This is a genomic window from Enterococcus sp. 4E1_DIV0656 (genome assembly GCF_002140695.1).
GTDB classification, from domain to species: domain Bacteria; phylum Bacillota; class Bacilli; order Lactobacillales; family Enterococcaceae; genus Enterococcus_D; species Enterococcus_D entomosocium.
In genome coordinates this window covers 1,297,556-1,311,138 of the sequence record NZ_NGLF01000001.1, presented here as the reverse complement: position 1 = coordinate 1,311,138, position 13,583 = coordinate 1,297,556, and the positions used below count along the sequence as shown (strand labels likewise).

The window sequence follows — 13,583 nt, the reverse complement described above, 5'->3', positions numbered from 1 at the left end:
ATAAAGTATACTGCTTATAGAACAGTAAATTATTATGTCCATATTACTCTTTTTTGAAAGGAAGAATAGTGAATGAAGCCACTTAATCTTACCAAACGCGAACGTCAAATCATGAATATCTTCTGGAATTCAGACAAACCTCTTTCTGCAAATGACATTGCTGTCCAACAGCAAGATCTAAGCAAGAATACCATTCAAGCAGTCGTACGTAAACTAAAAAACCACGACTTATTGAAAGTAGCAGATATCGGCTACAGCGGTACTGTTTTGACTCGGTTGTATTCTCCGAATGTGACCCAAGAAGACTTCTTAGCAGCAGAATTGTCTGATCAATCTTTATTGAATTTGATTACGAACTTTATCGAAACCAATAAAGATATCGATACGTTGAACAACTTGGAAAAAATGATCACTGAGCGCCAAGGGGAACTTAAGAAATAATCTTTCCCCCTCGTTCAACTCGTTGTATTCTGCCTGATACTTCCCAAAGTTTTTAGACAGCGCAGAAGAAAACGAATCGTTCAAACTGCTTTTCCTGATTTTTGGCAAAGTCGTGCATCGCTGTACCCACATTTGCCACGCCAAGTGTTCTCAGCTTTCCGTCACAAGTCAAGCTCATGGAAAGAGACGACGACCCGTTTTCTCTTCCCTTTGATCTCACAAAAGCAACAATAAAGGAGAGCCATGTGCAGGTATTTGACCTGACACAGGGCTCTTCTTTTTTTATTCTTTGATCAAGCCTTTGAATAAGCCGACGACAAATTCATTTGGATCAAATGGTTCTAAATCGTTGATGCCTTCTCCAAGTCCCACTAATTTGACTGGCAGCCGCAGCTCGTTACGGATCGCCAAGACGATCCCTCCTTTAGCTGTGCCATCAAGTTTGGTTAAGACGAGGCCAGAAACATCCGTCGTCTCTTTAAACTGTTTTGCTTGATTCATGGCATTTTGCCCCGTTGTTGCATCCAACACGAGCAAGACTTCATGAGGGGCCGTTGGGTCCACTCGCTGAATGATCCGTTTGATTTTTTCTAATTCGTTCATCAAATTGACTTTGTTTTGCAAACGACCAGCGGTATCTACTAATAAAACGTCAGCATTTTCTCGTTTTGCGCGCTCCATCGCATCAAACACAACCGCTGCTGGATCGCCTCCTGCATTGCCACGAACGACTTCAACCCCAGCCCGTTCACCCCAGACCACTAATTGATCGATGGCACCGGCACGGAAAGTATCCGCTGCAGCCAATAAGACTTTCTTGCCTTCGGCTTTGAATTGATGGGCTAATTTCCCGATGCTGGTGGTTTTTCCAACACCGTTCACGCCAACAAATAAAATGACGGTCAACCCCGGTTGCATGTTCAACTCGTTGACTTCACCGACACCCGCTTCCCCATATAGGTCAACCAATTTTTCGATGATGACATTTTGGACATCTGCCGTTTTCTTCACATTACGCAATTTGACTTCTTGTCTCAATGAATCCGCGATCTTCATCGCCGCATCAAAGCCGACGTCTGCGCCGATCAGCGTTTCTTCCACTTCTTCGAAGAAGTCTTCGTCCACCGTACGGAAGTTGGCAAACAATTCGTTCATCCGTTGCCCAAAGGTTTTCCGTGATTTCGTCAATCCTTTGGTGTATTTGTCCTGCACACTTTCCGTCTCTGGCGCTGCTTGAAGGATTGGTTCAGAAGCTGGTACTTCCTCTGATGGTGTATCCTTAGCCACTTCTTCTGGAATACTTGGTGCTTCTTCTCCTTTATTCGCTGTCGTTGCTTCTTGCTGCGGGGACACTTCCGCAGTTTCTTGCTCTGCCTCCAAATCACTGGAGTCGGCGGCTTCTGCAGGTGCCACTGGTTCTGAAGCGCCTTGTTCAGCAGGAGTTTGTGCTGGCTGGCTTTCTTCTGAACGCTGTGCCTCTGGTGAGTCAGCATCGACTATCGGTTTGTCGATTTCTTGCTCTGCTTCTTTGGTTTCTCCAATCAGCGCTTTTTTGATTTTGTCAAAAAATCCCATCTTACGCACCTCCTTTTAAGACATATTCTTCAATCACTGCTGCCACACCGTCTTCTTGGTTTGAAAGGGTGACAACGTCAGCCGCTTCTTTAATGATTGGCACGGCATTGGCCATCGCTACGCCAATCCCTGCATAGCGAATCATCGGCAAGTCATTTTCTTCATCACCGATCGCCATCACTTCTTCTTGCTTGATCCCTAAATCTTGCGCCAATAGGCTGATACCATAGGCTTTGGTGATTCCTTTAGGCATAAATTCCAACAGGTTATTCCGGCTTTTGATGATTTCATATTTCTCGCGGATCTCTGAGGAAATCTCAGGGATCTTAGGATCCAAAACTTCCTGATGGTAGGCGATCACCGCTTTATTATAGAGCATCGATTCATCCAGATCAGCTACGGCAAAAGGACGACAATCCAATAAAGGATTCAAGGAGCCATAAATCGATGGATGCGCTGCTGAAGTCGGCAAACTCAAGACGATCTCTTCTGATACCACGTCTAGAGGCAAATTTAAGTCTTCCGCCACTGAAACCAATTCATGGATATCTGCCAGCTGCATCGCTGCTTTTTCAATGATCTCGCCAGTCTCATTTTTTTGAACCAAACCGCCGTTAAAGGTGATGCTATAGTCGCCGGGTTCTTTCAGCGATAATTCTTCTAAATAGGGACGGATCGCCCGTAATGGACGTCCCGTACAAATGACGATTTTTACGCCTTGTGCTTTGGCACGAGCAAGTACCTCTTTGTTGCGAGGAGTCACTTCTTTTTTGTCATTCAATAACGTTCCGTCTAAATCGATCGCAATCAGTTTAATCATACCATTCCTCCTCTATGCTTGATCTGCTGCAAAACTACCGCCTTCACGCACTTCTTCTAAGCGCACGGACACGGTCTTCGACACTCCAGATTCTTGCATGGTCACACCATACAACACATCTGCTGCCTCCATCGTTCCTTTACGGTGAGTTACGACGATAAACTGTGTATCATTTTGGAAAGCACTCAAGTAATGACCGAAACGAGAGACATTGGCTTCATCCAATGCTGCTTCCACTTCGTCAAGCACACAAAACGGTACTGGACGAACTTGAATAATGGAAAACAATAACGCAATCGCAGTCAGTGCCCGTTCGCCCCCTGATAGCAAGCTGAGGTTTTGCAATTTCTTGCCCGGTGGTTGGGCTTCGATCTCAATCCCAGTGTTCAATAAATCTTTCGGATCTGTTAAGACTAATTCCGCATGACCGCCGCCAAACATATTAGGAAATACTTGTTTGAATTGCAGACGAATCGCATCGAAGACTTCGCCGAAACGGGTTTTGACTTCTTCATCCATTTCAGACATCGTATCAAACAGCTGTGCTTTAGCCGACAGCAGATCGTCTCGCTGACTCGTCAAGAACAAATGCCGTTGATTGACTTGCTCATATTGTTCGATCGCATTTAAATTGACTGGACCAATTTGTTCGATCGCTTGTTTTAGTTCCTGAATGTCGACTTTGGCTTGATCTGCATCCTCGATTTCAGAAAAATCTTGCGCTGCCTTTTCAAAGGTAAGATTGTATTCTTCTTGTAAATACAACAAGCGATTGTCCATCACCAATTCTGCGCGATTTTTTTCGATCTCAACTTCAGTTTTTTCTGACAGCTTTTCTTTTTGCGTTAAGTTTTCAGCACTCAGGGCTTCGTCTAATGCGCCGATTTCTTGTTGAACCACTTGCCGTTGTTCACGAATCACCGTCAATTCCGCTGTTACCTGCTGCTTGGTTTTTGTGAATGCTTCAATTCGCTGAAGAATGTTTTCTTCTGAGAACTCATGATCGCTGACGTTACTTGTCAAGGCAGCTAACTGCCGTTCTAAGGAGTGCTGACGCGCTTCGTTTTCTTCCAATGCTTGATTCGTAGCGGCAATTTTTTGCTGCAAATGCGCCACTTGTTCTTTTTGAACGGCGAAAGCTGCCTGCAAGCGCGCACTTTCTTGTGCTAAGGTTTGGCGTTTTTCCTCGATCAAGTCTTCTTCGGCATTCATTTGATGAATATCTTGATCGATTTTCGCCAATTGCGCCGCAATATTCTTTTGCTGTTCTTCCAAACTCGTCTTCTTCTCATCATATTCTTCAAAGAAGGCTTGCACTTCGCGATGTTCAAAATCAAACACTTGCTGCTCTTGCTTCAAGCGGCTCAGGTCATTCTCAAGATTTTGTAAGCGGCTTTGCAGCTCATGCTCCGTCATGCGAGCCTGTTCCCCTTGCGTCCGCAATTCTTCTAGTGCTGCTTGTGCTTCTTTGGTCGCTGCTTCAAAATGCTGGACTTGCTTTTCCGTTTTTAAAAGCCGCTCATCCAGTTGCGCCGCTTGTGCCGTCAATTGTTGCAGCTCATTGCTTTGGCTAAACAAACTACCGGCATTTTTCTTCGTTGCGCCACCCGTCATGGAACCGCCAGCATTCATGACATCCCCTTCTAAGGAAACGACCCGATAGCTATAGTTCAATGCCCGTGCTAACGCATTGGCACTTTGCAAGTCTTCGGCAATCAAGATACTACCTAACAAGTTATCCGTAATGGTTTGAACGTGTTCAGACGACTGTACCAATTCGCTGGCAACACCGATAAAGCCAGACACTTGCTTGGCTTGATTGCGGGCATAATCTGGCAAATGACGGGCTTTGATGGTCGTCAACGGTAAGAAAGTGGCACGACCGCCGCGATTTTCTTTCAAATACGTGATGGCTGACCGTGCATCTCGTTCATTTTCAACGACGACATGCTGTGCAGCGGCGCCTAGTGCGGTCTCGATCGCCACGGTATAGTCTTGTGGCACATCGATCAACTCCGCTACTGCGCCAACGATGCCGCTGATTTGCTGTTTGTTTTTCAAAATCAAGCGAACGCCTTGATAGAAGCCGCTATAATTTTCTTGAATGTCTTGCAGACTGCGCTGTTTCGCTCGTACCTGCTGCACTTGACTCATTAACTGATACATTTTCTTTTGTTCTTCATCAAAGCGTTTTTTGTTGGTCTGAGCTTTTTCTTGAAGATGGATGTATTGCTTGCGTTGTTCTTCTAAAATCACCTTAGCCTGCGTTAGCTGCTCTTCCACGATTTGCGCTTCCGTCGTCTTTTCTTTCAACGACGTATTCATTTGCGTCTGCTTGCTTAACGCCGTTTGATTTTTCGCGGCTTCTTGCTGGTATTGACGCTCCAAGTATTTCAATTCGTTTCCGATCGTTGCCTGCTCTTGCATGGCTTCGACATATTGGCTACGCAATTCTTCAATGATTTCTTTTGCTGAACGTTGGTACTTTTCCTGCTCTTGCTGACACGCCAGCATCGCTGCTTCAACTTCCTGCACACTACGATTCTTTTGTGAAAGCAAGCCAATCAGTTCTGCTTTTTCTTCATTTAAAAGTGTGACCCGTTCCGTGACTTCCTCTAAGGTTTCTTGGTATTCCGCGGAGCTTTTTTGCGTATGTTTTGATCGTTCATCCAAGACTTCTTTTTGTCCTTCAGCTTGCTTCAGTCCTTCGGTAACCTCTAAAAGCTGCTGATTCAAACGCTCCAACGTTTCATCAAAGGCGGTACGTTGTTGTCGCAAAGAATGTAGCGACAGTTCCCCTTGATTGATCTTTTCGGAAATCTGCGCCAGTTCTTGGTTAAAGGTACTCAGTTGAGCTTTGGCTGTCTCCCACGCTTCTTTTGCTTTCGTGATCTCTAAGACCGCATAGGCCACATCAACCGTCGTCAATTTTTCTTTTAACGCTAAAAAGCGATTGGCTGCGTCACTTTGGGCTGCCAAAGGCACCAACTGATCTTCTAGTTCATAAATGATATCTTGTAGACGGCTTAAATTGTCTTCCGTTTCAAACAACTTTTGCTCGGCTTTCTTTTTCCGCTGTTTGTACTTCAATACCCCCGCCGCTTCTTCAAAAATCCCACGACGGTCTTCTGGTTTGCTGCTGAAAATTGCTTCTACCTTGCCTTGGGAAATGATCGAAAATGATTCTTTCCCCAACCCAGAATCCATGAATAACTCTTGGATGTCCTTTAAGCGGCAAGCTTGTTTATTTAAGAAAAAGTCGCTTTCGCCGGTTCTTCTCAAGCGGCGAGTCACGCTGATCTCACTGTAATCCATCGGTAAGTAATGATCGCTATTGTCTAAAACGATCGTCACTTCCGCTATATTTAGCGCTCTGCGGGTGTCAGAACCTGCAAAAATAACATCAGGCATTTTGCCACCACGTAGATTTTTGGCAGATTGTTCTCCTAAAACCCAACGAATCGCTTCGGTAATATTGCTCTTGCCGCTGCCATTTGGTCCGACGACTGCAGTCACACGATGTTCGAAATCAATGACTGTGCGGTCGGCAAAGGATTTAAAGCCGGCAATCTCTATTCGTTTTAAATACACTCCGCCAGTCCTCTCTTACTGTTCAAGATCTGCCAAGGCATTCGCCGCGGCGTCCTGTTCTGATAATTTCTTCGATTTTCCTTGTCCTTTTCCGATCAAGGTATCATCGCAATAGACTTCCGTCCAAAAAATCCGTTCATGGGCGGGGCCTGCTTCTTTGATCAAACGATAGTTGATGGAAACATCGCCGCCACGCTGCAAGACTTCTTGCAAGCGGGTCTTGTGATCCATCTCATGGGAAAAAGCACCTGCTTTTACTTTTGGAAAAACAACTTTCGTCAAAAAGCCGCTGACACTTTCCAGTCCTTGGTCCAAGTATAACGCACCTAAAAAGGCTTCAAATAGATCACAAAGCAAAGAAGGTCGTTTACGACCGCCAGAGTTTTCTTCCCCTTTGCCTAGACGAATGTATTCATCGAATCGGCAATCTTTGGCAAACATGGATAAACTGTCTTCGCGAACGATTGCCGCCCGTAGCTTCGTCAGCTTACCTTCGGGCAGATCTGGCAATTCACGATACAAATACCGTGAAACGATCAACTCTAAGACAGCATCGCCCAAAAACTCTAAACGTTCGTTATCTGACAAGTGCAAGTTGCGGTGCTCATTCACATAAGATGAATGCGTAAACGCTTGTTCAAGCAGATCTACATCATGGAACACAATATCAAACTTTTCTTTTAGTTCTTTCGTTAATTGTGTATTCATTTGTCACATTCCTTCATTAGTTTATCGACACTTCCCTATTATACTGGTTTTTGCCGAATTATGAAATGTTTCCTCCAAATTCTTGGAAAGACCGTAATAAAATTTTATCTACTTATTCTTCTCCTGTATAAAAAAAGCCTGTTTTCCTCAGATACCTGCAAAAAAACAAGAAAAAAGACGTCCCAGAAAGGACGTCTTTTCATCGATCATTGATTAACGAGATTCAGCTGTAACTGAAATTGTTGCCCAAGGATTGTAATTCACATCATAGGCCCATGTGAAGTCTTTGACACGATTTGATACAGGTAACACCGCACTACGGTAAAGTGTTGGGATAACAAATGCTTCATCAGCAGCATATTCTTGCCATGCATCAAACGCTTCTTTACGTTTTGCTTCGTCAAACGAATCTTTTGAATCGATTGCTTCTAGCAATTTCGTATTTTCTTCTGATTCAAAACGAGTGTAGTTGAACGCAGAGTTAGGTCCATACAAGCCCATTGGTGATGGGTCATAGCCAGTATTCCATGCACCTTGGTAAACATCAATCTCAGGATCATCATTTTCCAATTTGTCATAGAATGCTTGGAAGTCGATCAAGCGACCTGTTGTGTATTGTACATCAAGTCCGATTTCATTCCATTGTTGGATGTAGTAATCTGCTAACGGTTGTGCTGTTTCGCCACCGGACATTGAAGCAAAGTTGATGGTCAATTTCTCACCATTTTTGTCTTCACGCATACCGTCGCCATCGACATCTTTGTAGCCAGCATCATCAAGTAATTGATTTGCTTTGTCGATGTTTAAAGTATAACCTTCAACATCTGTATTGTGTAATGAGCCAAATACTGGTGGGATCAATGTCGTTGCATTTGTACGCAAGCCATTGTAGAAACGGCTTCCGACAGCATCATTATCTAATGCATACCCCATTGCTTGACGCAATGATTTGTCAGCCATTTTTGAATCAGGATTATATTCTACTTTTCCTTCATCAGCATTCCATTTACCTAATTTGAAACCTAAATAGGTGTAAGCAGTATCTGTTCGGCCTAAGATTTGATAACCATCAGTATCTTTATAAGTAGGATACGTATCTGTCGGCATTGATAAAGCCATATCATATTGTTTTGCGTTCATCGCTTCAACAATAGATGAAGTTGGAACTGCTTTAAATGATAATTTATCTAGTTTTGGCTTATCTCCATAATAGTATTCGTTTGGAACGTACTCTACGGATTCACCAGCTACGATATTTGACATTACATATGGTCCGAAGACGATTGGATTTTTACGAACTTGATCGCTTGATTCCATATCTTTGACTTCGATTCCTTCAAAGGCGTGTTTTGGTAATGCAGAAGCCCAAATACCACCACCTGCTTGCATCATACCAGGGTGAACTTCTTTGTATTCGATTTTAACGACTTTGTCACTTTCTTTGGTGATACCAGAAATAGTATCAGCTTTGCCATCATGGTAATCTTCCATACCAACAATGTTAGTAAAGTTACTATCATAACGAATACCAGTATAATCTTTGTTACCAATTACTTCGTATGTGAAGATGATATCATCTGCCGTAACATCTTCGCCATCAGACCATTTCAGGTTGTCGCGTAAAGTAATTGTTGCTGTGTTGTTGTCTTCATCTAGCTCAAGATTTGCAGCCCCGCCGTCAACAATTTTGAAATCAGCGTCATTGACGAATAAACTTTCATTACTTGGCAACATAAATTGTGCATCATAGTTATCTTGATAAAATTCTGTTTGGAACAACCCTTGGAATTGCGTATCCATCACTACTGCAACATCCAAAGTACCACCTTCGATTGCCTCTGCATCATTGCTAACTTCGATTGGGAAGTTGCTTACATCTTCCGTATCGTTTGCTGCATTGCCGCCACCAGAAGAATCGGTTCCGCCGCCGTTGCTGCCACAAGCTGCCAATGCTAACACTGACAAAAGAGTGACCATACCAAAAATATTTTTCTTCATCCTGTATCCTCCTTGTTTATCCTAGTCGTTGACGCGCATCCGCTGAACGCTTAAATGCTTGACCAACGTAATTGATACTCAACATCAAGACTAAAATTAGAATTGATGCGGGTAACCAGATCCACTGTCTGTTGACCAGCACATCACCGCTGCTGGCATATCCGATCAGTGTTCCCAAACTTGGAACATTGGTCGGCAGACCAAAACCTAAGAATGTTAGTGTCGTTTCAATACCGATATTCGCTGCAAAGTTCATTGTTAAGTTGGTGATGATCAATGAGCTAAGGTTCGGCATGATTTCGCGGAACATGATGACAAAGTCATTGGTTCCGAGGGTTTTCGATGCACTAACATAGTCGCGACGGCCTTCTGAAAGGGTCTTACTTCGGAAGAGCCTTGCTTTTCCGACCCAGTAAAAGGCACTCATGACCCATATAAAGGTCCAAACGTTATAACGAGGTACGATCGATACGATAACGATAATGATCAACATGATCGGCAAAATCATAACGAAGTCAACGATACGCATCAAAATGTTATCAATGATGCCGCCGTAGTAACCTGAGATGATCCCTAATCCGACCCCAACGATCGACGTAATGATCGTGATTGAAAAACCAATCAAGATTGAGTTACGCGCACCGATGATCAATTGTCCCCAAACATCACGGCCACCTTCATCCGCCCCTAAAAGGTAGGTGCCGCCGTTTGGCGAAATCGCGCCAGGTACAGCATATTTATCAAGGATGCTGACACGCATCACTTGTGATTGATCGATAACTGCCGAGCCGATAAACACGAATAATAAAACTGCGACTAACAAAACTAATGAAAAAATCGCCATTTTATCTTTTAAGAATTCGCGAAAAATCATTTTCAATCCCATAGGCGGGATGCTCTCTTGTTTTAGTACTTTTTCTTTCTTTTCAGACACATTTATCCCCTCCTATTACTGGATTCTGATTCTTGGATCGACAATACTCATGATGATATCTGACAGCAGCGTACCGATCAAGGTCGCTAGTCCTAAGATCAATGTCAGTGAAGTGATCACGGCATAGTCCCGTTGGACGATACTATCGATAAACAGTTTTCCGACACCTGGGTAGGCGAAGATTTTCTCAATGACCACAGAACCTGCGATCAATGACGTGATCTCGTAGCCCATTTGTGATGCGATCGGCAACGATGCATTCCGGAAAACGTGACGTGAGAAGACTTTGTTCGTTGGTACCCCTTTTGAACGAGCGGTACGAACGAAATCCAATGATTTCGAATCAATGACTTCACTTCGCAAGTATTGGATCGTCACTGCTGTTCCTAATAATGCAGAAGTGATTGCCGGTAATAGTAGGTGATACAAGCGACTCCAAAACTCAGCCATGCCGCTGACCCCCGGTGCAACGGAACCACCCGTTGGGAACCAAGCCAATCGGTAACCGAAGATGAACAATGCGATCAACGCAAAGATAAACAACGGTACGGCGAAACTGAAGAAGTTGTAAACAACGACGACTTTATCAAGCAATGAATTTTGGTAACGTCCTGCCCACATCCCTAAAGGAATGGCAATCACGTAAGTCAAAATGACCGTCAATAAGGATAACCACAATGTATTGCTGATACGTCCTGCTAATAATGTTGAAACAGGCAATTTAAAGATGAAGCTTTGTCCAAAGTCCCCTTTTAAGGCATTTCCGATCCAACGGAAATACTGGGTATACCATGGGTCATTCAAACCAGCGGCTTCACGCATCCGCTCAATAACAGCTGGATCTTGGTTTGGATTGATCAAACCAGTAAATGGATCCCCAGGCATTGCTTGTGCGATCAAGAAAATCAAGATACTCAAAATAATGACTTGTGGGATCATCAACAACAAACGACGTAGAATTGTTTTCCACATTATTCAGCACCCCCGTTTTTCAATGCGACTTGGTGCGACTCGGTGATTTTACGCAAGTCATACACTCTGCCAGATTCGTCGTAGTAATCTTTTTGATGGGTCACATATTCCAACTCGACCTTGCGGCGGTTTTCTTTGTGAGCATCGCGATTTTTTACGTCGATTTGAGGAATCGCTGATAATAAACGTTTTGTATAGATGTGACGCGGGTCTTGGTAGATATCTTCCCGTGTCCCGATCTCAACGAAGCGGCCTTTGTACATGATGGCGATATTGTCGCACATATGTTTTACGACCCCTAAGTCATGAGAGATAAATAAGAAACTTAAGCCGAATTCTTGCTGGATCCGTTTCATAAAGTTCAGTACCTGTGCTTGCACGGATAAGTCAAGAGCTGAAACCGGCTCATCGGCGACGATCAGTTTTGGATTGGAAGCTACCGCACGGGCAACCCCTAACCGTTGACGTTGTCCGCCAGAGAATTCATGCGGATATTTGTATAGGGCATCTTCTGGCATCCCAACGATATCCAACAAACTTTTCACACGTGTTTTCTCTTCTTGATCGCTTAAGCGTTCAAAGTTGCGCAATGGTTCTGCGATAATGTCCACCACACGTTTTTTAGGATTCAAGCTAGACATTGAATCTTGGAAAATCATTTGGACATCTTTGTTGTAGTTCATTTTCTTGCGGACAGAACGTTTAGTCACGTCTTGCCCATCATAAATAATTTCGCCGCTAGTGATTTTTTCTAACCCAACGATAGCTTTCCCAGTTGTGGATTTACCAGAACCAGACTCACCAACCAATCCGTAGGTTTTTCCTTTTTCAATGACGAAGTCCACACCATCAACGGCGTACACGTGATCCGTGACGCGGTTGAAGAATCCGCTGCGAATAGGATAGTGGACTTTCAGATCTTTGATTGTAATTAATTCTGTCATCTACACTTCTCCTTCTTCGTCTCTAAAATGAAAATGCTTGTAGCATGTGCAACGGACCAAATGATCAGGTGCTACTTCATGCAAGACTGGGTTTGCTTCGTGGTCGCTTTCAGGGATCCAAGGAATCCGTGCAGCAAACCGACAACCAGTCCGAGGCATATTTTTCAAGGAAGGAACCACCCCTTCGATCACATGCAGTTCACTGTCTTGAGAATTTTCTTGAGGGATCGAGTTAAGCAATGAGCGGGTGTATGGATGTTTCGGATTGGCAAACAACTCTTCGGCTGATGCGACTTCCACAAACTGTCCCCCATACATTACGGCTACTCGGTCGGCCATCTCTGCTACGACACCTAAATCGTGGGTGATCAAAATGATCCCCGTTTGCGTTTCTTCTTGCAAATCTTTTAGTAGATCAAGGATCTGTGCTTGGATCGTCACGTCCAACGCTGTCGTTGGCTCATCCGCAATGATGATTGGCGGTTTACAAGCAATCGCGATCGCGATGATGACCCGCTGACGCATCCCACCAGACAATTCATGAGGGTATTGACGTCCTACACGTGGCGGATTTGGAATCCCAACTTGTTCTAATAATTCTAATGCTCGTGCTTGGCGCTGTTCGGCATTCATATCTGTATGATAAGACAAACCTTCTTTGATTTGGTCTTCGATCCGCATCAACGGATTCAGTGCAGACAACGGATCTTGGAAAATCATCCCAATATCATTTCCGCGAATTTTGTTGTATAACGTTTCATTTAAGTTTGACAAGTTTAAATCTTTATATAAGATTTCCCCAGTGATTTTCGTGTTGTTTGGGTCATGTAGCCCCATGATCGTTGTAGCCAACGTACTTTTTCCGCAACCAGATTCTCCTACGATTGCTAAGATCTCATTACGATCCAGTGTAAAAGAAATACCATCTACTGCGTCATAGTAATCGTCTTTGATACGAAAACCTGTGTGAAGGTTTTGAACATCTAGTAATTGATTATCTCTGGACAATCGAATACCCCTCTCTACTTTCTAAGATGTCTTGCGTTTTAATGTAAAAAAGAAGGAACATGCATTTCATTTCCAAAAGCTTTCTTAACATTGTATAATATATTCTTAATAATTATATAGAAATGCTAACAATAATGCAAGTCCCAGAAAACTTAATACACTGAATTTTCAGAAAATTTACATTATGCTTCCAACGCCGTCATGTCAGGTTTAACGATCGTTTTTTTGATTTCGATTCTAAAGAAAAACTGCCCAAATCACAGCGGATCAATTATGAGAAAGAAAGAGCTAAGTCATCTAGGACTTAGCTCTTATGTCTGTCTTAAGCAAGATGGCTTGAAATATAATCAACCGCTCCACCGACTGTTTCGATCTGCTCGGCATCTTCATCAGAAATCTCGGTACCAAATTCATCTTCTAGTTCAAGGACGAATTCCATCACACTGATCGAATCAGCGTTCAAGTCGTCTTTAATGCTCATCGTATCCGTTACGTTCTCTGCGTCAATTTCAAAATGATTGGCGATCACGACCGCAACTTTCTTGAATACTTCATCTCGTGTCAACTGGCTTCACCTCCACGCGTTTGCACA

Annotated in this window: 11 protein-coding genes; 1 reads left to right on the top strand and 10 read right to left on the bottom strand. The window is 43.6% G+C overall.

The genetic code is table 11. From position 1 onward, the window contains the following. Positions 1-72: 72 nt before the first annotated feature. Positions 73-441 (top strand): BlaI/MecI/CopY family transcriptional regulator, encoded by a 369-nt coding sequence (locus A5882_RS06270; protein WP_005227140.1) that lies wholly within the window; start codon positions 73-75, stop codon positions 439-441. Between the two features lie 282 nt (positions 442-723). Here the strand turns inward: A5882_RS06270 and ftsY are convergent, their stop codons facing one another. The 10 genes from ftsY to acpP form a co-directional block, all read right to left on the bottom strand. Next, positions 724-2,016: a signal recognition particle-docking protein FtsY gene (gene ftsY / locus A5882_RS06265; protein WP_086372538.1), complete on the bottom strand. Its 1,293-nt coding sequence runs from the start codon at positions 2,014-2,016 to the stop codon at positions 724-726. 1 nt (position 2,017) lies between these two features. Beyond that, complete coding sequence (locus A5882_RS06260; RefSeq protein WP_016619609.1) at positions 2,018-2,836, bottom strand: Cof-type HAD-IIB family hydrolase; 819 nt, start codon at positions 2,834-2,836, stop codon at positions 2,018-2,020. Positions 2,837-2,848: 12 nt separating this feature from the next. After that, complete coding sequence (gene smc, locus A5882_RS06255; RefSeq protein ID WP_086298996.1) at positions 2,849-6,427, bottom strand: chromosome segregation protein SMC; 3,579 nt, start codon at positions 6,425-6,427, stop codon at positions 2,849-2,851. Positions 6,428-6,442: 15 nt separating this feature from the next. Then, positions 6,443-7,135, bottom strand: a complete 693-nt coding sequence (gene rnc / locus A5882_RS06250) for a ribonuclease III (RefSeq protein ID WP_005227136.1) — start codon at positions 7,133-7,135, stop codon at positions 6,443-6,445. 213 nt (positions 7,136-7,348) lie between these two features. Then, entirely contained in the window at positions 7,349-9,133 is a 1,785-nt protein-coding gene (locus tag A5882_RS06240; RefSeq protein WP_008376345.1) for an oligopeptide ABC transporter substrate-binding protein, read from the bottom strand. 16 nt (positions 9,134-9,149) lie between these two features. Next, complete coding sequence (locus tag A5882_RS06235) at positions 9,150-10,067, bottom strand: ABC transporter permease (protein ID WP_005227133.1); 918 nt, start codon at positions 10,065-10,067, stop codon at positions 9,150-9,152. A 15-nt stretch (positions 10,068-10,082) separates the two neighbouring features. Then, complete coding sequence (gene opp4B / locus A5882_RS06230) at positions 10,083-11,039, bottom strand: oligopeptide ABC transporter permease (protein ID WP_005227132.1); 957 nt, start codon at positions 11,037-11,039, stop codon at positions 10,083-10,085. Next, entirely contained in the window at positions 11,039-11,983 is a 945-nt protein-coding gene (locus tag A5882_RS06225) for an ABC transporter ATP-binding protein (protein WP_005232492.1), read from the bottom strand. Before A5882_RS06225 ends, opp4B begins: the two co-directional genes overlap by 1 nt. After that, positions 11,984-12,991, bottom strand: coding sequence for an ABC transporter ATP-binding protein (locus A5882_RS06220; protein ID WP_005232494.1), 1,008 nt, complete (start codon positions 12,989-12,991; stop codon positions 11,984-11,986). It abuts the gene before it with no gap. 322 nt (positions 12,992-13,313) lie between these two features. Further along, entirely contained in the window at positions 13,314-13,556 is a 243-nt protein-coding gene (gene acpP / locus A5882_RS06215; protein ID WP_005227129.1) for an acyl carrier protein, read from the bottom strand. Between the last annotated feature and the right edge of the window lie 27 nt (positions 13,557-13,583).

Excerpts from the sequence above, each read along its gene's own strand:
- rnc (WP_005227136.1), bottom strand. The coding sequence starts at position 7,135 with ATGAATACACAATTAACGAAAGAACTAAAAGAAAAGTTTGATATTGTG.
- A5882_RS06225 (WP_005232492.1), bottom strand. The coding sequence starts at position 11,983 with ATGACAGAATTAATTACAATCAAAGATCTGAAAGTCCACTATCCTATT.
- opp4B (WP_005227132.1), bottom strand. The coding sequence starts at position 11,039 with ATGTGGAAAACAATTCTACGTCGTTTGTTGTTGATGATCCCACAAGTC.
- A5882_RS06270 (WP_005227140.1), top strand. The coding sequence starts at position 73 with ATGAAGCCACTTAATCTTACCAAACGCGAACGTCAAATCATGAATATC.
- A5882_RS06260 (WP_016619609.1), bottom strand. The coding sequence starts at position 2,836 with ATGATTAAACTGATTGCGATCGATTTAGACGGAACGTTATTGAATGAC.
- ftsY (WP_086372538.1), bottom strand. The coding sequence starts at position 2,016 with ATGGGATTTTTTGACAAAATCAAAAAAGCGCTGATTGGAGAAACCAAA.
- A5882_RS06240 (WP_008376345.1), bottom strand. The coding sequence starts at position 9,133 with ATGAAGAAAAATATTTTTGGTATGGTCACTCTTTTGTCAGTGTTAGCA.